22 protein-coding genes and 1 pseudogene are annotated in these 24007 nt (G+C 68.5%); 15 read left to right on the top strand and 8 right to left on the bottom strand.

The features are described 5' to 3' along the window. Positions 1-18: 18 nt before the first annotated feature. Positions 19-831: pseudogene (locus ACFQRE_RS00830) on the top strand (glycosyltransferase 87 family protein); the annotation flags it as partial. 387 nt (positions 832-1218) lie between these two features. Here ACFQRE_RS00830 and ACFQRE_RS00825 read toward each other — a convergent pair. Continuing rightward, a complete protein-coding gene (locus ACFQRE_RS00825) occupies positions 1219-1836 on the bottom strand; it encodes a TMEM165/GDT1 family protein (RefSeq protein WP_380117799.1) in 618 nt (205 codons plus the stop codon). Positions 1837-1937: 101 nt separating this feature from the next. Between ACFQRE_RS00825 and ACFQRE_RS00820 the strand changes: the two genes are divergently transcribed. From ACFQRE_RS00820 to ACFQRE_RS00810, 3 genes are all read left to right on the top strand, one after another. Next, the gene (locus ACFQRE_RS00820) at positions 1938-2354 is read left to right on the top strand and encodes a DUF4446 family protein (RefSeq protein WP_380117797.1); all 417 of its coding nucleotides are present in this window, start codon (positions 1938-1940) and stop codon (positions 2352-2354) included. Next, a complete protein-coding gene (pheA, locus tag ACFQRE_RS00815; RefSeq protein WP_380117795.1) occupies positions 2351-3283 on the top strand; it encodes a prephenate dehydratase in 933 nt (310 codons plus the stop codon). The genes ACFQRE_RS00820 and pheA overlap by 4 nt, the downstream gene beginning before the upstream one ends. Before the next feature lie 115 nt (positions 3284-3398). Further along, entirely contained in the window at positions 3399-3671 is a 273-nt protein-coding gene (locus ACFQRE_RS00810; RefSeq protein ID WP_380117793.1) for a hypothetical protein, read from the top strand. A gap of 131 nt (positions 3672-3802) precedes the next feature. Here the strand turns inward: ACFQRE_RS00810 and ACFQRE_RS00805 are convergent, their stop codons facing one another. The 3 genes from ACFQRE_RS00805 to ACFQRE_RS00795 form a co-directional block, all read right to left on the bottom strand. Beyond that, complete coding sequence (locus tag ACFQRE_RS00805) at positions 3803-4819, bottom strand: 1-acyl-sn-glycerol-3-phosphate acyltransferase (protein ID WP_380117791.1); 1017 nt, start codon at positions 4817-4819, stop codon at positions 3803-3805. An 85-nt stretch (positions 4820-4904) separates the two neighbouring features. After that, complete coding sequence (locus ACFQRE_RS00800; RefSeq protein WP_380117789.1) at positions 4905-5717, bottom strand: patatin-like phospholipase family protein; 813 nt, start codon at positions 5715-5717, stop codon at positions 4905-4907. Positions 5718-5773: 56 nt separating this feature from the next. Then, complete coding sequence (locus ACFQRE_RS00795) at positions 5774-6727, bottom strand: GlxA family transcriptional regulator (RefSeq protein WP_380117787.1); 954 nt, start codon at positions 6725-6727, stop codon at positions 5774-5776. Positions 6728-6835: 108 nt separating this feature from the next. On the opposite strand from ACFQRE_RS00795, the gene ACFQRE_RS00790 reads away from it, so the two are divergent. The 8 genes from ACFQRE_RS00790 to zwf all read left to right on the top strand — a co-directional run bounded on the left by ACFQRE_RS00790 (position 6836) and on the right by zwf (position 18725). Next, positions 6836-7471: an isochorismatase family protein gene (locus ACFQRE_RS00790; protein ID WP_380117785.1), complete on the top strand. Its 636-nt coding sequence runs from the start codon at positions 6836-6838 to the stop codon at positions 7469-7471. Between the two features lie 79 nt (positions 7472-7550). Beyond that, complete coding sequence (locus tag ACFQRE_RS00785) at positions 7551-8945, top strand: HAD-IB family hydrolase (RefSeq protein ID WP_380117783.1); 1395 nt, start codon at positions 7551-7553, stop codon at positions 8943-8945. Positions 8946-9156: 211 nt separating this feature from the next. Beyond that, positions 9157-12456: a DEAD/DEAH box helicase gene (locus ACFQRE_RS00780; RefSeq protein WP_380117781.1), complete on the top strand. Its 3300-nt coding sequence runs from the start codon at positions 9157-9159 to the stop codon at positions 12454-12456. A gap of 360 nt (positions 12457-12816) precedes the next feature. Beyond that, positions 12817-13689 (top strand): iron uptake transporter permease EfeU, encoded by an 873-nt coding sequence (gene efeU / locus ACFQRE_RS00775; protein WP_380117779.1) that lies wholly within the window; start codon positions 12817-12819, stop codon positions 13687-13689. Further along, on the top strand, positions 13686-14819 hold the full coding sequence (gene efeO, locus ACFQRE_RS00770) for an iron uptake system protein EfeO (protein WP_380117777.1): 1134 nt from the start codon (positions 13686-13688) through the stop codon (positions 14817-14819). The genes efeU and efeO overlap by 4 nt, the downstream gene beginning before the upstream one ends. Next, a complete protein-coding gene (gene efeB / locus ACFQRE_RS00765; RefSeq protein ID WP_380117775.1) occupies positions 14816-16150 on the top strand; it encodes an iron uptake transporter deferrochelatase/peroxidase subunit in 1335 nt (444 codons plus the stop codon). Before efeO ends, efeB begins: the two co-directional genes overlap by 4 nt. Beyond that, positions 16147-17244, top strand: coding sequence for an esterase/lipase family protein (locus ACFQRE_RS00760; RefSeq protein WP_380117773.1), 1098 nt, complete (start codon positions 16147-16149; stop codon positions 17242-17244). The genes efeB and ACFQRE_RS00760 overlap by 4 nt, the downstream gene beginning before the upstream one ends. Then, the gene (gene zwf / locus ACFQRE_RS00755) at positions 17241-18725 is read left to right on the top strand and encodes a glucose-6-phosphate dehydrogenase (RefSeq protein WP_380117771.1); all 1485 of its coding nucleotides are present in this window, start codon (positions 17241-17243) and stop codon (positions 18723-18725) included. Before ACFQRE_RS00760 ends, zwf begins: the two co-directional genes overlap by 4 nt. Positions 18726-18752: 27 nt before the next feature. On the opposite strand, the gene ACFQRE_RS00750 is transcribed toward zwf, so the two are convergent. From ACFQRE_RS00750 to ACFQRE_RS00740, 3 genes are read right to left on the bottom strand one after another with little or no spacing between them, the layout of a single operon-like run. Beyond that, on the bottom strand, positions 18753-19121 hold the full coding sequence (locus ACFQRE_RS00750; protein WP_380117769.1) for a hypothetical protein: 369 nt from the start codon (positions 19119-19121) through the stop codon (positions 18753-18755). Next, complete coding sequence (locus ACFQRE_RS00745; protein WP_380117767.1) at positions 19118-19834, bottom strand: hypothetical protein; 717 nt, start codon at positions 19832-19834, stop codon at positions 19118-19120. The genes ACFQRE_RS00750 and ACFQRE_RS00745 overlap by 4 nt, the downstream gene beginning before the upstream one ends. Positions 19835-19840: 6 nt before the next feature. Beyond that, entirely contained in the window at positions 19841-20146 is a 306-nt protein-coding gene (locus ACFQRE_RS00740; protein WP_380117765.1) for a hypothetical protein, read from the bottom strand. Between the two features lie 131 nt (positions 20147-20277). On the opposite strand from ACFQRE_RS00740, the gene ACFQRE_RS00735 reads away from it, so the two are divergent. Beyond that, positions 20278-20679: a hypothetical protein gene (locus ACFQRE_RS00735; RefSeq protein WP_380117763.1), complete on the top strand. Its 402-nt coding sequence runs from the start codon at positions 20278-20280 to the stop codon at positions 20677-20679. 39 nt (positions 20680-20718) lie between these two features. Here ACFQRE_RS00735 and ACFQRE_RS00730 read toward each other — a convergent pair whose 3' ends face one another. Continuing rightward, positions 20719-21909, bottom strand: coding sequence for a diacylglycerol/lipid kinase family protein (locus ACFQRE_RS00730; RefSeq protein ID WP_380117761.1), 1191 nt, complete (start codon positions 21907-21909; stop codon positions 20719-20721). Positions 21910-21975: 66 nt separating this feature from the next. On the opposite strand from ACFQRE_RS00730, the gene ACFQRE_RS00725 reads away from it, so the two are divergent. Next, on the top strand, positions 21976-22497 hold the full coding sequence (locus ACFQRE_RS00725) for a DinB family protein (protein ID WP_380117759.1): 522 nt from the start codon (positions 21976-21978) through the stop codon (positions 22495-22497). Beyond that, a complete protein-coding gene (locus tag ACFQRE_RS00720) occupies positions 22494-23819 on the top strand; it encodes a cation:proton antiporter domain-containing protein (RefSeq protein ID WP_380117757.1) in 1326 nt (441 codons plus the stop codon). The genes ACFQRE_RS00725 and ACFQRE_RS00720 overlap by 4 nt, the downstream gene beginning before the upstream one ends. Positions 23820-24007 lie beyond the last annotated feature (188 nt).

Here is a 24007-nt window from a genome sequence, read left to right as displayed (position 1 = left end):
TACCTCGTGTTCTGGCCGATGGACCAGTGGCAGGTCGATGTCGAGGTCTATCGCGAGGCCGGTGTCTCGATCATGACCGGCCGCCCGGTCTATGCGGCGATGACCGAAGCCCCGCAACTGCTGCCGTTCACGTATCCGCCGTTCGCGGCCCTGCTGGCGATCCCGTTGGCCTGGGTGCCTTTCGGCGTGACCGGCTGGCTCTGGACGGCCGCCCAGGTCGCGGCGACGACGGCCATCGTCTGGTATGCCGGGTGGCGGCTCATCCATCGCGCCGGCGGTTGGGTGCCCCTCGCGTTGGCTGCGCTGGTCGCGCCGATGCTGTGGCTGCACCCGGTGTCGGACGGGATTCGCTTCGGCCAGGTGAATGCGTTCATGGTGCTCGCGTGCCTCATGGACCTGCGGCGGCCGCGGCCGGGTTTGCTCAAGCACGTGCCGCCGGGGGTGCTCGTGGGCCTGGCCATGTCGATCAAGCTCACGCCCGGTGTGTTCGTCATCCACTACCTCGTGAACCGGCGGTGGCGTGAGGCCGCGACGGCCGTGGGGACCGCTGTCGGGGTGACGCTCGGGTCGTGGGTGCTGCTGCCGGAGGCGTCGTTCGCGTTCTGGGGCGGGGCGCTGCAGGACCCGGCGCGGTTGGGGCCGAACTTCGGGACGTCGAACCAGTCGATGCGCGGGTTCCTGCTGCGCGTCGGGCCGGAGGGTGGCGTGGGGACCGCGATCTGGCTGGTGCTCGTCGTCGTGGTGGGTGTCTTCGGGTTCCGGTTGGCGCGGCAGATGTGGCTGCGTGGCGACTCGATCGGTGAGGTCGCGGTCGTGGGGCTGCTCGCGTGCCTGTTGTCGCCGGTGGCCTGGATCCACCACTACCACTGGATCGTCGTCGTGATCTTCGCGCTGCTGGGGGCTTCGCCGTTGACGCGGTCTCGGGCGGGAGCCTGGTGGCGCTCGCGGCGCCTTGTGGCGGGTGTCGTCATCGGGGTGTGGTTCCTCATGCGGATGCCGTGGTGGGGCATCACCTACCTCGACCACCCCGAATGGCCCGAGCTCCCGGGCCGGATCCTCCAGAACGCCGACGTTGCGGGTGGTCTCGTCGCGCTCGGGTTGCTGTGGTGGGTCAACCGCGACCCCAGTGCTGGCACGGCCCTCGAGTCGACCACTTCTGAGCGAGTCGACCAGGTCCAGGTGGCCGGCTCGCCAAGAACTGGTCGACTCACCATCATGTCAGAAGGCGCCGGTGATCTGGAGGACGCTGACGGCGGCAAGGACGAGGCACACGGTTCCGCCGACGCGTCGAATCGTCGAGAGCCTGATGCGCTGCAGGAGCGTGCGGCCGAGCACGGCCGCCAGCCCTGAGACGGCGGCGAGCGCGAGGAACGCCCCGATGAACACCGACACCGGGTCGTGGAAGCGCACCACCATCGACGCCGTGAGGATCTGCGACAGGTCGCCCCACTCGGCGAGGAAGAGCACCGTGAAGCAGAACGTCACGACCTTCCAGCCAGCGCGTTGCTTCGCCGAGGCCTTCTCCCCGAACTCCTCCTCGGTCTCGGCCTCCTCCGCGTCGGCCTTGCCCGCGCCGCGGATCAGCAGGATGCCGCCGACGAGGAACATCAGCGCTGCGAAGATCTCGATCGGCCGCTTCGGCAGCTGCGACAGCACGCCGCCGATCGCCACGGCTACGAGGGTCTGGACGAAGAAGGCCGCGACGACGCCGATCCACACGAGCAGCGGCCGGAACCGCGTCGACATCACCAGGGTCGCGATGAAGGTCTTGTCCGGAAGTTCGACGACGAAGATCGTCGCGAACACGATGGCGATGGTGGTGAAGTCGATGCCCATGATGGCGACGAGCCTACGAGCCGAACTCCCACGGAACTGACCCACACCCACGGAACGGGACGCGCCCGCGGGGCGTGAGCACACGGCATACGCTGGCGGTCATGTTCGGGATCAGCGGAGCCGAGGTGCTCGTCCTCCTGGTCTTCGTGCTGTTGCCGTTGGCCGTGATCGTCGCGCTGTTCGTCGCGATCGCCCGGCTGCGCGCCCGGGTGGACCATCTCGAACGCCAGCGACCGGTGGGGGCCGGCGACCTCGAAGCCCTGCGTGCTGACATCGGCCAAGCGCTTCGGCACGTGGCGGTCGTGCGCTACGACGCGTTCGGTGACATGGGTGGCCGGCTGAGCTTCAGCGCCGCCATCGTCGACGACCGGGGTGACGGCGTGGTGCTGTCCTCGATCCACGCTCGCGGCGAATCCCGGACCTATGCCAAGGGCATCACCGAGGGGGGCTCCGACGCGACCCTCACCCCCGAGGAACAGCAGGCGCTCAGTGCAGCGCGGACAGGAAGGCAGCGATGAGCGCCACGACCCGCTACGGCTACCTCGGACCCGAGGGCACGTTCACCCAGATGGCGCTGCTGTCGTGGGCGGCGTCGCACGGTGGCGAGCAGGTGCCGTTCGGTTCTGTGGACTCTGCGCTGGATGCGTTGCGGCGCAGCGAGATTGACGCCGCTATGGTGCCGATCGAGAACTCCGTCGAGGGTGGTGTGTCGGCGACGCTGGATGCGCTGGCGTCGGGTGATCCGCTGGTCGTCATCGGCGAGGTCAACGTCCCGATCACCTTTGTCCTGGCTGCGCGGACGCGTATGCCGCTCGCGGACATCACCGCCGTGGGCACGCATTCGCATGCCTGGGCCCAGGTCCGCGGCTACATGGACGCGAACCTGCCGTCAGCGACCTACGTCCCGACGTTGTCGACGGCCGCCGCAGCGGCGGGACTTTCCGGCGAGGTGGAGCAGGGCTACGAGGCGGCTGTGTGTGCGCCGATCGCCGCTGCGAACCACGGCCTCGAGGTGCTGGCCGAGAACATCGGCGATCGCGCCGGTGCCGTGACCCGCTTCGTCCTGGTGGCGCGACCGGGTGTCCTGCCCGAGCGCACCGGCGCCGACAAGACGACGGTCATGCTCTTCCAGCGCGACGACCGCGCCGGTGGGTTGCTCGAGCTGCTGGAGCAGTTCGCGGTGCGCGGCATCAACATGACGCGGCTCGAGTCGCGCCCGACGAAGTCGACGCTCGGGTCCTACTGCTTCTCGATCGACTTCGAGGGGCACGTGTTGGACGAGCGGGTCGGCGAGGCGCTGATGGGGCTCAAGCGGGTCTGTGCCGAGGTGCGCTTCCTGGGCTCCTATCCGCGGGAGGACGGCGCCCAGGTCCAGGTCGCGCCGCTGACGGGGGACGCCGACTTCAGCACCGCCCGCGAGTGGCTCCACTCCCTCCGCCGCCCCTGACTCACGTACTTTTCTCACCAATTCCCCCCAAAGGCACGCGACACGCCGGTATGCCGTGTGCACCCCTCGCGGCGAAGGCGCCTTTGCCCTCTCGCACTCGGGATAACGTGCCGTCATGGACCCGATGCCGCCGCTGGAGCATGCGGTCCACTCGTATCCGCCCCGGGTCGACCCACCGACCTTCATGGACCTGCACCCGCGCCTCAAGGCTGGCATCGACCTGCTGTTTCCGATCCTGTGGGTGGTGTTGATGGTCCTGAGGCTGCAGCGGGACGGGTTCCACTGGCTTCCCGTCTCGGCGTTGGCGGTGGCTGCGGGCCTGAGCGGTGCCGGCCTGGCGACGTTCCCGTCGCGGGGTGCGTCGGCCGAGGCATCGGCCACGGTCTGATTGCAGCAGCCGAACTTCTGCGCCGGTGGCGCGGGCGGCGCTCATCCTGGCGAAGGGCACAGCCATGGGAGCGCCCCGGGGCAGCTTCTGCGCCGGTGGTGACGATGGGGGCGCACCACGGCGAGGCCGACTCAGACCTGACGGCCCTCGTGAGCAGTGACCCACTCGTCGACCTTCGTCCAGTGGTCCTCGATCCACTGCTCGATGCCCGCCGGGTCATCGGGGATCTCGTCGCCCGAGTAGGTGTGGGTGCGCACGAGGAAGGGCCGATCCGTGAACGGGATCGCGTTCCAGATCTCCTTCGGTGTCGAGAGCTGCCCGAACCCTGCGTGCGCCACGATCATCACGTCGGCGTCGGGCCGCTCATCAAGGACCGCGATGACGCCACGGGTCTTCGGTGGCAACGTGTTCCAGAGCGACAGGGCTCGACGGGCGCGCAACTCCTGCCCTGCTTCGCGCATCCGGTCGATGATCCGACGCCGCCGATCCTTCGAGAAGTTCTGCCCCTCGGGGAACAGCAGGAGGACGTCGTCGTGCTTGAGGCCGCTCGCCAACTCACGCACTCCCGCGACACGGTCGTCGCCGGCACCCGTGCGCGACGGAACGAAGTAGGACCGCATCCGCGTCAGCAGCGTGTCAACCGTCGGATCCCACCGAAGTGCCTCTGCGAGAACTATTTTGGGCATGCGACCGGCCGTGTGTCCGAGCAACCACGCCAACGCCAACGAGTCACCGGGTCCGGCGTGCCGCGCGAACGCCACGAGCGGAGCCGACTCGCGCCCGAAGTGCATCCGGTCATCGAGCCTGACCTCGAAGCCGACCCACAGCTTCGCGAGGATCATCGCCCTGTTGAGGCCGGCGAGGAACACCGCCTCGTGGTCGTCCTCCCATGTCGGCCCCACGCCCTTGGGGTCCTTGAGCGACAGGCGCCAGCACTCCATGAGCATCCGGACATCGACCCACACCAGCCCGACGCCGAGCACGCTCACCCGGAACAACCGCGCCCTCTTGTCGACCAACGAGTGGAACGCCCCCACCACGATGACGGGTGTCGCGAGCCCCGTGAGCGCAGCAGCCCCGACCGGCCACACGACGGCAAGCGCGCGTCGGGCGAACAGCGGTGGCTTCGGGATTCCCGCAAGACCCATGGGAGCGACCCTATGCCGTCCCCTCACCTTCTCGTTGCGTCTGCGGATTCGGTGGTTCTAGCGACCACATGCGCAGACGCAAGCGTCAGGGAGGGGACAGGTATGCCGTGCTCGCGGCATACGCCTGTTCGGCTCGTTCTCGGAGCCGCGAGACCCGTCCGTAGCGCAATGAGACCGACGGCGTCTCGGGTGCCCCGCTGGGAAGGACGTGGACCTCGACGTCGTCGGGGATGGACGCCATCTCGTGGACGAAGCGGTGGCGCCGGGCGATCTCGAACGCGACGACGCCGACCTCCCACGGGCGACGCGGTGGAATGAGGGGCGTCTCGACTCGGCCCACCTGGAGGACGAACACGCGCGTGGCGCCGAGTTGGAGGGCGCGACCGACGGGGATCGAGTGGACCAACCCACCGTCGAGGTAGTGCAGACCGTCGATCTTCACCGCCGGGAAGAGCCCCGGCACGGTGCACGACGCCACGACGGGATCGACCAGTTCGCCCGACGAAAACCATTGCGCGTCAGCGGTTTCGATGCAGGCGGCCACGCACTGGAACTCGACCTCGAGTTCCTCGAACGTGGCCACCGGGAGGTGCTCATCGACGATCGACCTCAGCGGCGCGCTCGACAGCACGTGCGTGCGGAAGCGCGCGATGCGAGCGGCCGACTTCATGGGGTTGTCGAGGAAAATCCCGCTCGCGCTCACCGCCTCCCACGCCCGGCCCAAGGCGCGGATCCCCTCGACCGACGGGTCGGCCGCGACGAAGGCACCGTTGAGCGCGCCGATACTCGTGCCGACGACGAGGTCGGGCCGCACCCCCTGCTCGGCCAGAGCGCGCAGCATTCCCACCTGGGTCGTGCCGAGGACGCCACCTCCCCCGAGAACGAATGCCGTCGTCATGACGCCCACCATAGGTGCGAGCCGTTGAGTTCGGTGTTCGGGCTTCCCCGCGTCGACTACCCGCTCTCCGACGTGCTGAACCGGTGTCGATATGACGATGGAGTGGTTCGATACGCGCCGCTGAACCGTTGGCGGAAGGTCACCGCGCTTCCGAACCCGCAGGCTCGGGCGACGTGCTCCACCGACATGTCCGTTCGTTCCAGGAGTCGTCGTGACTCGTCGAGGCGGCGGCTCACGATCCAACGACCCGGACTGGATCCCGTGGCCTCGATGAACCGTCTCGTGAAGTTGCGTCGACTCATCCCGGCATGGGCGGAGAGGGCCTCGATGCTCAGGGACTGGTCCAGATGTGCGAGGGCCCAGTCGATGGTCGCCCCAAGTTGCCCCACTCCGCCCGTGTCGGGCACGGGCCGGCTGACGTACTGCGCCTGGCCGCCGTCACGATGGGGTGCGACAACCAGCTGACGCGCGACCATCGACGCGGCATCCGCCCCGAGCCTCGTACGGACGATGTGCAGGCAGGCGTCGATCGATGAGGCGGTTCCGGCCGACGTCAGGATGTCGCCGTGGTCGACGTAGATGGCATCCGCGTTGACGGAAACCGATGGGCGTCGCGCTGCGAGCTCTGCCGCCACAGCCCAGTGGGTGACTGCCTCGCGGCCATCGAGCAGCCCACTGTCCACGACCGGGAACGCCCCGAGGCAGAGCCCCGCGAGGCTCACGCCCCTGTGGTGGGCGAGCTGCACCGACTCGCGCAGTTCGTCGTCGGCGGGGCGCAGGTCGTCGTGCCAGGAGGGGAAGACGAGCAGGTCGGCGTCCAGCACGTCGGCTGGTCCAGCGAGGTCGTCAAGGACAACGCCATCCATCGTGGTGACCCGTCGATCCTCGCTCCACAGTCGGGTCTGCCAGGTCTCGTCCAGGCCAAGGCGCATGACCTCTCCGAAGACGAGCGACGGGGTGGCGAGGTGAAACAGGCTGATGCCCTCGAAGGCGTGGATGGCGATCTTCACTTCTTGTCCCAATCTCATCGGAAGTCAGCATTTGTGCCTCTCACGATTGTCGCACCGGCGCCAGAGGATGGGAGGACCAGTTCCCATCGCAGCACCAAGGAGAAGAACATGACCGCACCTCGCAGAGCCCTGATCGTGGTGGACATCCAGCAGGAGTACTTCGACGGAATCCTTCAGCTGCAGTACCCGCCGCGCGACGACACGCTCTCGAACGCGGTTCGCGCCATGGAGGCCGCTGCAGAGCACGACATCCCCGTCGTCGTCGTGCAGCACGAGCTGCCAGAAGGTGCTCCTGTCTTCGCCGTCGGGTCGCCGAGCTGGCAGCTCCACCCTGAGATCGAGCGACGCCTGCAGCCGACGTGGAAGCGCGCCACGAAGATCTGGAGCAGTGTCTTCGCCGGAACGGACGTCGCGGCGTGGCTGGCGGATCACCAAGTCGACACGATCACCATCGTCGGCTACATGACGAACAACTGTGACCTTGCGACAGCCGTGGAAGCCGAGGGCCTGGGCCTCGCGGCGGAGGTCCTGTCCGATGCCAGCGGAGCCATCCACCTCAGCAACGACGTGGGGAGTGTTGCGGCTGACCAGCTCCACCAGACCCTGATGGTCCTGCTGCATTCCAACTTCGCCGCCGTGGCCACGACCGATGCGTGGATCGAGGCGGTCCGCGATGGGCGCGAGCTCCCCAAGAGTGATCTCGGCACCTCCGCAACGCAGGGCCGCGCTCACTTTGGTGACTGACGTACGACGCACAGGCCGTCGTCATGGGGCTCACCATGAGGGCGGGTCGTGAGCAACCCGGTCGCAATAGGGTGAGGCCATGCCAGGCGCAGCGTTCTTCGACCTCGACCGCACGCTGCTCCAGGGCGGCACCGGCCCCCACCTGTCGCAGGCAATGGTGGAACTCGGTCTCGTGCCGAGGTCGCTCCCTGGTCAAGGGTTGCTCTTCAAGGCGTTCGACCTCTTCGGCGAGAATCTTCCGTCAATCTTCCTCGCTCGACAGGCGACGCTTGTCGCGCGCGGCAGGGACTCCAAGAGCTTCGACGAGGCCGCAGCCAAGGCGGCCGGAGTCATCGCCGGGCACATCCACCCCTTCGCCCTCGCCCTCATCGAGCAGCACAAGGCCGAGGGTCGCCTCACCGTCATGGCGACGACGACGCCGACGCACCTCATCCAGCCGTTGGCGGATCGCCTCGGCTTCGATGACGTCATCGCCACGCGCTACAACACCAAGGACGACGGCACGTTCGACGGCTCGATCCGCGGCCCGTTCGTGTGGTCCACCGGCAAGCTCGCAGCCGTCAAGCACTTCGCGGAGAGGCACGACATCAACCTCGCCGAGAGCTACGCCTACTCGGACTCGATCTTCGACCTACCCCTTCTCGAGGCGGTCGGGCAGCCGGCTGCGGTCAATCCCGATCCCAGACTGAGTGTGTATGCCGTGGCTCGCCGTTGGCCGATCGTGCACTTTGACGTGTCGCCGGGTGTCTTCAAGGTCCCCGTCATCGGGATCGAGCTGCAGCGGTTCCTCTTCGAGGGGCTCCGCTCGACGTGGTTCCCGTGCGCGCGCTTCGACATCAGGGGCCTCGAGAACATCCCGCGCCACGGTCCCGTCATCCTCGTGGGCAACCACCGCAGCTATTTCGACGCCGTCGCCATGGCCAACGTGGTGCGCAAATCGGGACGCAGCGTGCGCTTCCTCGGCAAGAAGGAGCTGTTCGACATCCCCGTGCTGGGGTCGTTCTTCGCGGCGTCCGGTGGCATCCGGGTCGACCGCGGCGAGGGTGGCACCGAGTCCTATGACATGGCCGCCCTGGCCCTGGAGGGTGGCGAGATGGTCGGGCTGCTGCCCGAGGGCACGATCCCGCGCGGAGAGGCCTTCTTCGACCCGATCCTCAAGGGCAGGAGTGGCGCTGCTCGCCTGGCGTCGGTCAGCCGGGCTCCCGTCATTCCCGTCGGCATGTGGGGCACCGAGAAGGTCTGGCCGCGCTCGTCCTCGATGCCCAACCTGCTCAACCTCTCTCACCCGCCCCAGGTGACGATCCGGGTCGGCAGGCCGGTCGACCTCAAGTACCGCTCGCCCGCCGCCGACACCAAGCGCATCATGGCGGCGATCGCCGACCTCCTGCCGCCGGAGTCCCGTGATCGTCACGTGCCCACCGACGAGGAGCTGCGCACCACCTATCCCCACGGGCGCCTCCCCGGCGACGAATAACTGTGCTCACCCGTTGTGTCTGCGGATGTGGCGGCTAGAGCAGCCACATCCGCAGACACAAGCGGGCGGCATACCCGGCACGTCCGGGCGATCGGTCGCGAACCCATCCATCAGCGCGAACCCAAGGGGCACCTGTGGATGACGGGTCGGGAATGTCCGTGGGACGGCATACCGTTGTCGTCCTGCGCGGACGAAGGAGGTGGGTAGCGCGATGGAGCACGAGGCACACACGCTGGACGACCTCTCGGACCGTGAGCTGGCGGCAGCCTTCGACAGCATGACGCTGGTGCGCGCTGGCGACTATGCCCGCGCGGGGCGGGTCACGAGCATCGTCGTCGCCGACCACGGCACTCGAGCGGCCGCGCGGGTCATTGGCAGTGGGGCAGCTATCTATCGGACCGAGGTGACGCTGTCGACCGATGCGCACGGGACGTTCGTGGGCAGTGACTGCACCTGCCCCATCGGAGTGGCCTGCAAGCACGCCGCGGGCCTGCTCATCGCGCTGCGCACCCAACGCCCGTGGCGCAGCGACGAGAGCACCGCCGACCCCACGCGCTCTCCCTCCTGGCGTGACGCCCTTGACGACCTGCTCGACGTGCCGGAGCCGGAGCCGGAGGCTGGTGTCGTCGGGCTGCTCCTCGACGTCGAGGGGCCGCGACGACCGTCGTCCTGGCAGAACGATCCGGGGATCTCGAGCATCCAGCTACGGCCGATGATCCCCGGGGCGGCCCCGGGGCGCTGGATCAAGACCGGCATCTCGTGGGAGGCCGTGGCCGGCGGCTACTACTCCTCCTACAACAGCTTCCGGCTCGAGGGCGCTCCGCTCGATGCCCTCACGGCCATCGCCGACTCCCACCGGCGGGGGAGCCGGATGTCGGGTTACGGGCGCATGCCGGCGTCGATCCCGCTGAGCCAGATGGGTCGGCGCTGGGCCGAGCTGCTCACCAAGGCCCGCGATGCCGGCGTCGTCCTCCTGACCCACGCGACCAACACGGGTGAGGTGCGCCTCGAGGAGACCGAGGGCCACTTCGTCCTTGACCTCTCACCCACCGACGAGGGGGCAGTGCGGGCCGTCCCGAGCCTTGACCTGCCCGAGGGGTCCGGCGAGGTGGTCATCGTCGGGGACCCGCCCACCGGGTGGTTCCGCCAGGAAGGCCGCCACCTGCGACTGGGTGGATTCGGGGCCGACGTCGACCTGGCCGCGGCCCGTGTCGTCGAGCGTGGACCGTTCACGATCCCGCAGGAGGACTGGTCGAGCTTCGCGGTCGACAAGCTCCCCGTCCTGCAGCGTCGAGCCACGGTGCGCACTCACGACGGCCTCACGCTGCCCGAGGTTGTGCCGCCCCGACTCCACCTGGCCGTCCGCTTCGACAAGAAGCACACGGCCCAGATCACGTGGTCCTTCCGCTACGGCCCGCGCAAAACCCCCATCACCGTGCCGCTCACCCGTCAGCCGCCGACCCACCGCGACCCCAACGCGTTCCGCGACGGCGCAGTCGAGGCCGAGCTGCTGGCCGCCGTGCCGACCCGGGGCGAGATCCCCGCCCTGTGGGACCTCACCCGCCAGGGGTGGGTGCCGCGAGATGCGGTGTCCCTCAGCGGTTTTGACACGGTCGCCTTCGCCGAGCTCCTGCCCGAGATCGAGGCACACGAAAGGGTGGAGGTCGACGTCGTCGGTGAGCCGGCGGCATACGCCGAAGTCACCGAAGCTCCACGGATCGCGCTCGGCACGAGCGAATCCGGTGACAACGACTGGTTCGACCTCAGGATCACCGTCACCGTCGGTCGCCACACTGTCCCGCTCGCCGACCTCGTCACCGCGCTCGCCCGTGACGAGGAGCGGATGCTCCTACCCGACGGCGCCTGGTTCACCCTCGACCACCCCGAGCTGCACCGGTTGCGTGCGCTCGTCGAGGAGGCACGGGCGTTGCAGGACAAGCAGTCCGACCCGCTGCGCCTCTCGGTCCTGCATGCCGGGCTCTGGGACGACCTCGTCGAGATTGGCGTCGTCGACGAGCAGTCCGATCGCTGGCAGCGGTCGGTCGACGCCCTGCTCGGGGTCGATGCCGCCCACACGCCGCCTCCGGCCGAGCTGCCGATCGCGCTCAAGGCGACTCTGCGTCCCTATCAGGAGGAGGGCTTCCGCTGGCTCTCGCTCCTCTGGGACCTCGGCCTCGGCGGGGTGCTTGCTGACGACATGGGTCTCGGCAAGACCCTGCAGGTCGTCGCGATGGCGTTGCGAGCCAAGGAGCGTGGCGAGCTGACCGAGCCGATGCTCATCGTCGCGCCGACCTCGGTGCTCGGCACGTGGGTCGACGAGGTCGCGAAGTTCGCGCCCGACCTGACCGTCTCCGTCCTCGACCGCACCCGCGGCAAGGCGCGCGTTCCCATGGCCGAGGCGATCGCTGGGGCCGACCTCGTCGTGACGACCTATGCGGTGGGTCGCATCGACGCCGAGGAGTTCCGGGCGGTCCCGTGGTCTGCTGCGGTCCTCGACGAGGCCCAGTTCGTCAAGAACCACCAATCGAAGACGTATGCCGCGATGCGCCGGTTGCCGGCCCGGGTCACCTTCGCGCTCACGGGCACTCCGCTCGAGAACTCGCTCATGGACCTCTGGTCCCTGCTGTCGCTCGTCGCGCCCGGCCTCCACCCGCGACCCATGGCCTTCCGCGAGCAGTGGGCCAAGCCGATCGAGAACGGCTCCTCGCCCGAGCTGCTCGCCACCCTGCGCAGGCGCATCAAGCCGCTCATGTTGCGGCGCACCAAGGAAGCCGTCGCCTCCGACCTGCCGCCCAAGCAGGAGCAGATCCTCCACGTCGCGCTCCACCCCAAGCACCGCGCCATCTATGACCGCCACCTCGCTCGCGAGCGCCAGCGCCTGCTGGGACTCATCGACGACCTCGACGGCAACCGCATCGCGATCCTGCGCGCTCTCACCGTGCTGCGGCAGATGGCGCTCGACCCCTCGCTCGTCGATGCGGAGGCCTATGGCGGCGCCGCGCCGAGCGCCAAGGTCGAGGCGCTGGTCGAGCAGGTCGCAGAGCTCGCGGCCGAGGGTCACCGGGCGCTCGTCTTCAGCCAGTTCACCAGCTTCCTGTCGATCGTTCGGGCCCGGCTCGAAGAGGAGGGCATCGCCTACGCCTACCTCGACGGGTCCACGCGCAACCGCGCCGACGTGGTCAAGGAGTTCCGCGAGGGCGAGGCGCCGGTCTTCCTCATCTCGCTCAAGGCGGGTGGTTTCGGGTTGACCCTCACCGAGGCGGACTACGTCTTCGTGCTCGACCCATGGTGGAACCCGGCCGCCGAGAACCAGGCCATCGACCGCGCCCACCGCATCGGGCAGACCAAGTCGGTCAACGTCTACCGCCTCGTGTCCACCGACACGATCGAGGAGAAGGTCGTCGCCCTCCAGGACAAGAAGCGAGACCTCTTCGCCCGGGTCGTCGACGACGGCAACCTGCTCTCGAGCGCCCTCACGGCCGACGACCTGCGCGGCCTGCTCGACCGCTGACGGCGGCCTCGTACAGAGCCCCCATCCCGGCAGGCCCCTGGCGTCTTCGTGCCCCGCACGGACATGCCGGTCCACGGTCGATCCACTTCGTGCCCCGCACGGACATGGAGCACGGACGTCCGTGCGGGGCACGAAGACGCAGATGGTCCGTGCGGGGCACGAAGACGCAGATCGTCCGTGGGGGGCACGAAGACGAAGATGGTCCGTGGGGGGCACGAAGACGACCGGCGGATCTGCCCGACGAGCCCGGTGTGACGCAGTCGAGACGCGGGCAGATTGACGCAGGTAGGGGAGGTGGGCGTACCTTCGCTGAGGTAACCCTCACCTAAGTAAGCCTAGCCTCCCTGAATCGCAGGTTCCATGCTCGTCAGCAACGCCCTCATTGGTCTTCGGGAAGGGCTCGAAGCCGCACTCGTCGTCGTCATCCTGGTCGCGTTCCTCGTCAAGACCGACCGACGGTGGGCTCTGCGCTACGTGTGGCTGGGCGTCGCCACAGCCGTCGTCCTGAGCGCCGGACTTGCCGCGCTCCTGACCTTCGGCACCCGCCAGCTCTCGTTCGAGACGCAGGAACTGATCGGCGGCAGCGCGAGCATCCTCGCCGTCGCGTTCGTCACGGCGATGATCTTCTGGATGAAGACGGCGGCACGCACCATCTCGGGTGAGCTCAAGGGCCGCCTCGACAAGGCCCTGGACCTCGGCCCGCTCGCCGTCGCCCTCGTGGGCTTCCTCGGCGTCGGCCGCGAGGGCCTCGAGACCGCGATCTTCTTCTACGCGACCACCGAGGCGGCGGGTGCCGGCAACAACACCCCGCTGTTCGGCTGGCTCATCGGCCTCGCCGGCGCCATCGCCCTGGGCTGGTTCATCTACCGCGGCGCCGTCAGGATCAACCTCGGTTCGTTCTTCAAGTGGACCGGGATCGCGCTCATCCTCGTCGCCGCCGGGATCCTCGCCTACGGCATCCACGACCTCCAGGAAGCCCAGTTCCTCCCGGGCCTGCAGACCCTCGCCTTCGACGTCTCCAGCGTGATCCGTCCGGACAGCTGGTATGCCGCCCTGCTCAAGGGAATCTTCAACTTCACCCCCGCGACCACCGTCCTCCAGGCCGTCGCCTGGACGGCCTACGTGGCCATCGTCCTCATCCTCTTCCTTCGCCCGGCCAAGGCGCCCGCCCCGGCGCAGGCGCCCGCATCGTCCACCCCCGTCACCGCTTCGCAGCCAGGAGAATCCGCATGACCCGTCGCGCCCTCGCGCTCACCCTGATCCCCGCCACCTTCGCCCTCGCGGCCTGCGGCGGGAACTCCGACGCCAAGACCGCCGACGGCAAGGGTCCGATCACCGTGACCGCCAACGACTCCGCGTGCGAGGTCGCTCGCACCGAGGCGCCGGCCGGGCAGATCGAGTTCACCGTGTCCAACAAGGGCACCAAGGTCAACGAGTTCTACGTCTACGCCGCGGGCGACCGCATCATGGGCGAGGTCGAGAACATCTCGCCAGGACTCAGCCGCACCTTCCACGTCGAGATCGCTGAGCCTGGCAAGTACGAGACCGCTTGCAAGCCCGGCATGGTCGGCAAGGGCATCCGCTCGACCTTCACGGTGACCGGTGCGAGTGCCGCCCCGCAGACCGACGATGCGAAGCTCAACGCCGCCACGGCGTCCTACGCTCGCTTCGTCGCCAGCCAGTCCGACGCCCTGCTCGCCCGCACCACCGAGTTCGTCGGACTCGTCAAGGCCGGCAAGGTCGACGAGGCCAAGGCGCTCTACCCGGTCGCTCGTTCCTACTGGGAGCGCATCGAGCCCGTGGCCGAGTCGTTCGGTGACCTCGACCCCAAGATCGACGGTCGTGAGGACGTCGTCGAGGAGGGCATGAAGTTCACCGGCTACCACCGCCTCGAGCAGGACCTCTGGGTCAAGGGCCTCCAGACCGACAGCAACGCCATCGCCGACCAGCTCCTCGCCGACGTCACGACGATCGTCACGCAGGCCAAGAAGGTGAAGTTCAACGGACTTCAGCTCGCCAACGGCTCCAAGGCACTGCTCGACGAGATGGCCACCGGCAAGATCACCGGTGAGGAAGAGCGCTACAGCCACACCGATCTCTGGGACTTCGCCGCCAACTGGGAAGGCTCCAAGGGCGCGATCGCTGCGCTTCGCCCGGTCCTCGAGGAGCGCGACAAAGCCCTCGTGGCGTCCTATGACAAGCGCGCGGCCGCCCTCGATGCCCTCGTGGCCAAGCACCAGAAGGGTGACGGCTACGAGCTCTACACCGAGCTCACCCCCGTCGAGATCCGCGCCCTGAGCGACGCCCTCGACGCCGTCGCCGAGGACGTCTCAAAGGTTGCCGGGGTCGTCGCCGCCACATGAGCACCTCAACCGAATCCGGATCCGAGTCCGGAGACTTCAATGCCACCCGCCGCAACATTCTCGCCTCGGGTGCCGGCGTCGCCATGGCTGGCGCTGCCGCGGGCCTGACGTATGCCGCCGGCACCAGTTCCGCTGCGGCACACCAGTCCTCGTCCGCAACAGACGCGGCTGACGCCGCGGCGGGCCCGGACCCCGTGGCGTTCCGGGGGGAGCACCAGGCCGGCATCGTCACGCCTGCCCAGGACCGGATGCACTTCGTCGCTCTCGACGTCGTCACCAAGGACCCGCAGGAGCTCAAGCTGCTCCTCAAGGAGTGGACGCGGGCCGCTGAGCGGATGACCTACGGCGCCGAGGCCTCGCCCGGTGGAGTCGTCGGCGGCGGGCCCTACCGTCCGCCGGCCGACACCGGTGAGGCCCTCGACCTCTCCTCGTCCAACCTCACGATCACCATCGGTTATGGCCCGTCGCTCTTCGACGGTCGCTTCGGCCTCGCGGGTCGAAAGCCCGAGGCTCTGCACGAACTGCCCGGCTTCGTGGGCGACGACCTCGACCCGGCCCGCAGTGGCGGCGACCTCTGCATCCAGGCCTGCGCCGATGACCCGCAGGTCGCGGTCCACGCCATCCGCAACCTCATCCGGATCGGCTTCGGTGTCATCTCGGTCCGCTGGAGCCAGCTCGGCTTCGGTCGCACCTCGTCGACGTCCACGAGTCAGGCCACCCCCCGCAATCTCTTCGGCTTCAAGGACGGCACGGCCAACATCAAGGCCGAGGACACCGACGCGCTGAGCAAGCACGTGTGGATCGACCCGGCCGAGGTTCCCGGCGCGGCCGCCTGGATGAGTGGTGGTTCCTACCTGGTCTCACGTCGCATCCGGATGCACGTCGAGGTCTGGGACCGCACGCCCCTGCAGGAGCAGGAGGACATCTTCGGTCGCGACAAGGCGGTGGGCGCCTCCCTCCACCTGCCCGTCGACAAGCGCGATGAGTTCGCCCCCCTCGACTTCACGGCCAAGGGTGCGGACAACCAGCCGCGCATCCCGATCACCGCGCACGTTCGCCTTGCTCACGAGAGCCAGCTCAAGGGCGTGCGCATCCTGCGCCGCGGCTACAACTTCACCGATGGCAGCGACGGCAGCGGGCACCTCGACGCAGGCTTGTTCTTCGTGGCTTTCATGCGCGACGCCCACAAGCAATTTGTCCCGATGCAGCAGGCCCTGGCGAAGTCGGACGTGCTCAACGAATACATCGAGCACACGGGCTCGGCGCTCTTCGCCTGCCCTCCCGGACTGCGCGACAGCGACGACTGGGGTGTGCAACTCTTCGGTTCATGACCGAGCACCGGGACGGGCCCGAACGGACCGAGTCGATCGGGCCTACCGAGTCCGCGGAGCCCTCCGGGCCGACTGCGGTCGAGGAGACCGTCATGCGCGGCATCCGCCGCGTGGGCGGCGTGAGTGACGAGATCGTCCACCACTGGGTGCCCAACGGGGCTCGCGCGGTCGTCAACGCCTTCTTCGGTGACCGGCTCGACACAGCCGGTTCGGTCCTGTCGCACGGCATGGGCGTCCGTGTGCGGGGTCGCGTCGTGGACCTCTCCGATGATGGTCTGGCAGAGGCCTTCCCCGGGGCGAGTGGTGAGGTGGTTGTCCTCGTCCACGGCCTCCTGCTCACCGAGACCGCGTGGGACGCCGGCCGCTTCGGCGAGCGACTGCTCGAGGACCTCGGCCTCACGCCGGTCGTCGTCCGCTACAACACGGGGCTGCGGATCTCGCGCAACGGACACGAGCTCGAGCGCATCCTCACTGCGCTCGTCGCCCACTGGCCGGCCCCGGTCACCCGGCTCGTCCTCATGGGCCACTCCATGGGTGGGCTCGTCGTCCACAGCGCCCTCGCGCAGGCCGATGTCGAGGCCACCGGAGCGCAGGACTGGGTGAGCCGAGTGAGTGACACCGTGACCCTCGGGGCGCCCCACCTCGGTGCGTCGCTCGAGCGGGGCGTCAACCAGGCCGCGAGGGCGGCGGGCGCGCTGCGCCACGTGCGCCCCCTGGCTCGGATCCTCGGTATCCGCAGCGTCGGGATCCAGGACCTGAGGCACGGCAACATCCTCGACGAGGAGTGGGACGGTCTGGATCCGACCGACCACCGAGGGCGACGGGTCAACGTCCCACTGCACCCCGGCATACGCCATTTTGCTGTTGTCGGACTGCTCGGCAAGAAAATCGACGGCAAGGTCGCCCAGCTCTTCGGTGACGGCATGGTCACCCCCGCGAGCGCCGGTGGGTCGGGCCGGCGCGGCCCGCAGGGCAGGCGCTTCGCGCGCGAGGACGTCGTCGTCCTCCCTGGAGTGAGCCACGTCGCGCTCGTCCACCACGAGTCGGTCTATGCCGCCGTCAGAGATCGTCTTGCTGCCACAGTGGACCCATGAGTGAGCCGACCACTGCGCCGACGACTGTCATCCTCTTCGGTGCGACGGGCGACCTGGCCAAACGCAAGCTCATCCCGGGGATGCTCCACCTCTTCCAGTCCGGGCTGCTCGACGACCTGCGCGTCGTCGGGACCTCCCTCGACGAGATGTCGGCCGACCAGTTCCGGGACCTGGCGCACGAGGCGATCAAGGAGTTCTCGACCCGCGTCCTCGACGAGGCCGAGTGGCACGAGTTCGCGCAGCGGCTCGACTACGTGCCACTGTCGGCTGGACCCCAGGCCCTCGGCGATGCCGTGCGTGCGGCCGAAGCCCTGTTCCCCGGCGACACCGAGCTGCGCCTGCACTACCTCTCGGTGCCGCCCAAGGCCGCCCTCTCCGCGATCCAGACGATCGGTGAGGCCGACCTCGTCGACCGCAGCCGCATCGTCATGGAGAAGCCGTTCGGCACCGACTACGCGTCCGCAGTCGAGCTCAACCGTCGGGTGCACGAGGTGTTCAAGGAGGAGCAGGTCTTCCGGATCGACCACTTCCTCGGCAAGGAACCGGCACAGAACATTCTCGCGTTCCGCTTCGCCAACGGGCTGTTCGAGCCGATCTGGCACCGCAACTCCATCGCCCACGTGCAGATCGACGTGCCCGAGACCTTGGGCCTGTCGACGCGCGGCGACTTCTACGAGAACACCGGTGCCTACCGCGACATGGTCGTCACCCACCTCTTCCAGATCCTCGCGTTCACCGCGATGGAACCCCCGACCTCGCTCGAGCCCGAGGCGATCAGCCGCGAGAAGAACAAGGTCTTCGAGTCCATGCAGCCGATCAACCCGGCTGACGTCGTTCGGGGGCAGTACGACGGCTACCTCGACGAACCGGGCGTCGCCCACGACTCCGACACCGAGACCTACGTCGCGCTCAAGTGCTACATCGACAACTGGCGCTGGGCCGGCGTTCCGTTCTTCCTGCGGACCGGCAAGCGGATGGCCGAGGGGGCGCGCATCATCTCGATCGCCTTCAACGAGCCGCCGCAGTCGATGTTCCCGCCCGGGTCCGGTGTCGGCGACCACGGCCCTGACCACCTGACCTTCGACCTCGCCGACAAGGCGCGGATGTCGCTGTCCTTCTATGGCAAGCGGCCGGGTCCGGGGATGAAGCTCGACAAGCTGTCCATGCAGTTCGCGATGCAGGAGACCTCCTGGGCGGGCGCGGTGCTCGAGGCCTATGAGCGGCTCATCTATGACGCCGTTCGTGGCGACCACACGCTCTTCACCTCGGCGGTGGGCATCGAGCGGCTGTGGAAGATCAGTCAGCCGCTCCTCGACAACCCGCCCGTCGTGCGGCCCTATGCACCTGGCACGTGGGGACCCAACCAGATCCACCAGCTCGTCGCACCGCACACGTGGCGGCTGCCGTTCGAGCGCAAGTGGCGGCAGAAGAACCCGGACCCGGGGCCGCAGTCTCCGGCCGAAGGCGGCGCGCGAGGCTAATCGCGGGACCGTGTCAGCAAACGCCGTTCACCAGGTGCCGGGGTCGTCTCGACGGGTCGGTGGTTCGGAGGGCGGCGGCGTGTGAGCCTCGGCGATGGCGCGCTCCAGATCGGCTTCGCGCTCGGCCTCAGGGATCGCGTCGAACTCCTCGACCGCACGGTCGATCTTGGAGTCGATCACCGCGGTGAAGTCGGCCGAGCGAGCGAGGTCACGAAGTGAGGCGCGACCGGCGAGCACGTCGTCGATGCGCTTGCGCAGCGCGCGATCGTCGCTGTCGTCCCGGAGCACGATGAGGCTCTCGCGCAGGTGCGCCTCCATCCGCGGCTCGAAGCGCAGCGTCTCGAGGAGCGGCTTGGGCTGCTTGTCGTCGAGATCGTTCTGCGGGTCGTCGCTCACGCGGTCACCTGCTTGTGGTCGTAGCCGCCCGGGAGGGCAACGCTCGTGAAGCCGTGAATCGATCCGAGGGGTCCGGCGATGAGGCCGAGGAGCGCCTCGCACGCCGTCCACACCTTGGCGCGGATCTCGAGGATCTCCTTGACGACCTTCGCGCCGCGATAGATGGAGTAGCCGGCGCCGGCGCCAGCACCCCATCCGACGGGGTTCCAGAAGTTCGTCGCCGCTGCGGCCAGGGTGATGCCGATGGTGATGGCCCAGTCGGCCAGGGACTCGACCAGCGAGCCGCAGGCGTTGGCGAGTTCCTTGACCCCGAACGCCGTTGTCTCGTACTGGTCGGCGATGTCGTCGAAGTTGGCCTTCTGCTCGATGAGCTCGCCCGCCAGCTTGAGGAAGTAGGTCGAGGCGGCGTCGGAGGCCTTGCCGTCCCAGTGGGCCATGGCGGTCGTGTTCTGGGTCTTGAGGTTGGTGCCCGCCACGTTGCAGAAGGCTCCGAGGTTGCGCAGTGCGTCGGCGGACTTCGACACCTCTTCCCAGTCGCCGGCGAACCATTCACCGACCTCCTCGGGAATGTTGGGGCCGCCCATCTTGTCCAGGGCCACCATTGCCCAGTGGCCCAGCGAGATCAGGTCGCCGATGTGCAGGAAGACGTCCATCGCCGGCGGGATCAGCGGTGTTGCGACGGGATCAGTCAGTTCTGCTGCCGGGTCACCCATGCCGCATCATCCTTTCGGGTACTTGGCGTCGAGACGTGCTGCGGCCTCGGCGTCCAGCGTCTTGTACTTCTTCGCGGCGGCGTTCAGCTCCGCGCCGGAAGTCTGCGAGATCGACGACAGGTGGCCGAAGAACTCCTCGACCGCCGGTCGGACGTCCTGACAGGAGTTCAGGAACCGGACGATGGCGCCGACGCCGGAGACGGCAGGTTTCGTCTTGGTGGCGTAGGTCTTCGCCTCGTCGGCGTCGGTCTTGAGAGCCTCGAGCTCGGTGCCGAACTTCGTGACGGAAGCGGGAACAACCCTGAATGACATGCGGATTCACCCCTCGTGCAGTGCTGTGGTTCGGTGTGCTTGCCGCGCAGATCGGGTGCACGGTCCAAGCCACGCTTACCCTAGTGGTGCTTGTTGACAGGATTGGGTCGCGACGCGGAGGAGTTCACCAGATGGTGCAGCAGGAGCAGATGACTCGCCAGAAGGGCACCCTCGTCGCGATCGGTGCCGCGATCGGTGGGGCCCTCCTCGTGGCCCTCAGCGTCTTCCTGCAGACGACCGTCGACGACGAGGCGCAGAACGCGGTGGGTGTGTTCATCACACTGGCCGTCGGGCTGATCGTGCTCGGGTTGGCCGCCGTGATCTTCAGCGGGCTGCGGCACGGCAAGAGCGCGCAGGGTGCTCAGATGCTCACCGTGTGCTGGGTCGCTCTCGCCCTGATCGGACTCATCCTCACCGTCGTGGGGGTGCTCAACGCGCAACTGCCGTGGATCGCGTTCGCGATCGCACCCCTCCTCGTCGTCGCCGGCCTGGTCAAGGACATCGGCCGGGTCCGTCGGATCGGCGAGCCGTAGGCCGCAACCCGTTGACGGCCAGACCAGGGCTGGCGTGGGTCAGGCCAGGGTCGACACCGGGGCCTGGGTGCGGACGATGAGGGCCTTGGGTCGCACCTCGAAGCGGACCCGCCTGGCCTTGCCGATGACGTCCCCGTCGATCTCGACCATCTGCGGCTCGTCCAGCGACACCAGGATCGACTGGCAGCGGTAGCGGTCGAGCTTGGGGTGGTTCTGGCCCCGCTTGGCGAGGACGTGCACCGCGACACCGGCCCAGCCGACGATGCCCTTGGGGGTGATGGCGACGACGTCGAGGATGCCGTCGTCGACCTCGGCATCGGGCATGAGCGTGATGCCACCGGTCAGGCGGCCGCAGTTGCCGACGACGATGGTGCGCGCCGTGTGGGCGATCGGGTCGCCGCCGTCGATCCGAAGCCGCGTGGCAAAACGAGCCCCGAGCAGGTTCTTGGCGCCGGTCGCAACGTAGGCGCCCCAACCGATCCGGGCCTTCGCCTCCTCGGTCGTGCCGTGCATGATGCTCGCGTCGAGACCGAGCCCGGCCATGACGAGGAACGCGTGCTGGTTGGCCGCCGGGTCGGATCCGTGGGTGTCGTCGGCGCCCACGTCGGGCTCGGTCGGGCCGTCGTACTCGGGGTTGAGCTCCTCGTCGGACGCCTGCTCGAACGTCGGGTCGAGCGTGACCCAGCCGACGTCGATGTGCCGGTTGCGCCCGGTCAGGGCGACGTCGAGGCCACCGGCGATGTCAAGGGGGAGACCGAGGTTGCGGCTCATGAGGTTGCCCGTCCCCGCAGGGATGAGGCCCATCGGCGTGGAGGTGCCGGTGAGGACGTGGGCCACGGTCCGCACCGTGCCGTCGCCACCGATGGCGCAGACGAGGTCGACGCCCTCGGCCAGGGCCTCACGGGTCTGTCCGAACCCGGGGTCCTCGAGGGTCGTCTCGCGGATGATCGGCTCGTCCCAGTCGTCGTGCGCGAGCACGGTGCGGGTCACGAGGTCGCGGGCCGCCGCCACGTCGTCGAACTTCGTCGGGTTGATGATGACCGCGACGCGCTTCTTGGGCGGCAGCGGTGTGTCCTCATCCTGGGCCGGGCGAAACGAGGACCGGGTCGGGCGCTTCGGCGAGGCGTGGCGTCCCTTGGACCGGCTCAGGCCGATCGCCAGCGTCACCCCGAGCAGGATGAGCAGCAGAAGCGCGGCGATCGTGACGATCGTGGGCCAGGAGTCGTTCACGACAGGGACCGTACCCCAAGCTCAGAGCCGTGCTCATCGCATCGCACGTCGGCCTAGTCTGTCGACATGAGTGAGATCGCCCCGGACGACAAGGACTGGACCTGGACCCTTGAGAGAACCTGCCCGGATTGCGGGTTCGACGCCGCAGCGGTCGGCGAAGCCGAGATCGCGAGTCTTGTCACGGCATACACGTCGCCGTGGGCTGATGTGCTCGCCCGACCGGGCGCCACCACCCGACCGGACCCCACGACCTGGTCCCCCCTTGAGTACGCCTGCCACGTCCGAGACGTCTGCGATCTCTTCGCCGCGAGGGTGCAGATCATGCTCGACGAGGACGGTGCCCGCTTCGCGAACTGGGACCAGGACGTCACGGCGATCGAGGGCCGGTATGCCGAACAGTCGCCCGCCGTCGTTGCCGACGAGATCCCTGTCGCTGCGGCCCGTCTCAATGCGGCGTATGCCGGCCTGTCCGGTTCCGATTGGGACCGCCGGGGTCTGCGGTCCAACGGTTCCGAGTTCACCGTGCTGAGCCTGGGTCGATATGTCCTGCACGACCTCGCGCACCACCTCTGGGACGTTCGCGCGTGAGCGCTGCCTGGATCTACGTCGCCCTCGGGCTCGCGCTCTTCCTCGCCGTCATCCTCCCCCCCGTCCTTGACCGGTGGCGGGTCAACGCCCCGATGGTTCTCGTGACGCTCGGACTGGTCGTCGGGCTGCTCCCGGGGTTCCGCGACCTCGACCTCGACCCCGTCTCGCACGGGTCGGCCATCACCCACATCACTGAGTTCACGGTGCTCGTCTCGCTCATGGGTGTGGGGCTCGCGCTGGACCGGCCGCTGAGCTTCCGAGACCGGGGGTCGTGGCGCAGCTGGTCGCCGACGTGGCGCCTGCTCGGAGTCGCCATGCCGCTGACCATCGCCGGGGTGGCCTTGCTCGCGTGGGGGCCGTTTGGTGTGGCCGCCCCCGCTGCGTTGCTGTTGGGAGCCGCGTTGGCGCCCACTGACCCGGTGCTCGCCTCCGACGTTCAGGTCGGAGGGCCCAACGCTGCCGACACTGCCGATGGTGACGCGGAACAGGTGGACGAGGAGGACGAGGTGCGCTTCGCCCTCACGAGCGAGGCCGGGCTCAATGACGGACTGGCCTTCCCGTTCGTCCATGCCGCGATCCTGCTCGCCACGGTCGGTGCGTTCTCGGAGTGGGGCGCGCACTGGGTCGCCTGGGAGGGGATCGGCAAGATCGCCCTCGGTGTCGCGGTGGGGGTCGCGATTGGCTGGGCCATCACCCGGTTGGCGTTCACGGCTCGGTCCGAGGACCTGCGGTTCGCTGCCACGGGTGAGCCGCTCGTCGCCATCGCGGCCCTGCTCGCGGCCTATGGCGCCGCCGAGGTTGTCGGCGGCTACGGGTTCCTCGCGGTCTTCACGTGCGCCATGGCGATCCGCAGCTTCGAGCGCGCCCACTCGTACCACCACGACATGCACGAAGTCATCGAGCGACTCGAGCGCTTGCTGACTCTCGTCGTCCTGCTCGTCCTCGGGATGGCGCTGACGAACGGGCTGCTCGCGAACCTTGACGGGCAGGGGGTGGTGCTGTCCCTGGCGCTGCTGCTCGTCATTCGCCCCTTGGCCGGCCTGGCGTCCTTCATCGGGCACCGCCGCTCTCGTGGGCTGCAGGGCTTCGACAAACGCGAGCGGGTCGTGGCGGCGCTCTTCGGTGTGCGCGGCATCGGCTCGTTGTTCTATCTGGCGTATGCCGCCACGCACGCCGACTTCCCCGAGGTCCGCTGGCTCTGGTCAGTGGTCGCGTTCACGGTGGTCGTCTCGGTCTACCTTCACGGCTTCACTGCGCCGTGGGCGATGGCTTGGCAGGAGCGCGGCGAGCAGTCGAGGCGCCGCGCCGACGCCCGCACCTAGGACTTCGAGATCTACGTCCCACAGAACGCGGCCAAGAGCCCGCGATCTGTGGGACCTAACTCTGACCGAGCCGCGCTTCGGCGGCGGTCGGCGCGCTGCGCCCCGACGGGTGTGTTGCAGAACGCGCGGCATATCGCGCGTCCTGCATCACATCGGGAGCAGAGTGCCGTCACGGTGACAAGGGCACT

This window comes from Knoellia pratensis (genome assembly GCF_042666395.1).
Taxonomy (GTDB): domain Bacteria; phylum Actinomycetota; class Actinomycetes; order Actinomycetales; family Dermatophilaceae; genus Knoellia; species Knoellia pratensis.
This window is presented reverse-complemented; position numbering and strand designations above follow the sequence as displayed.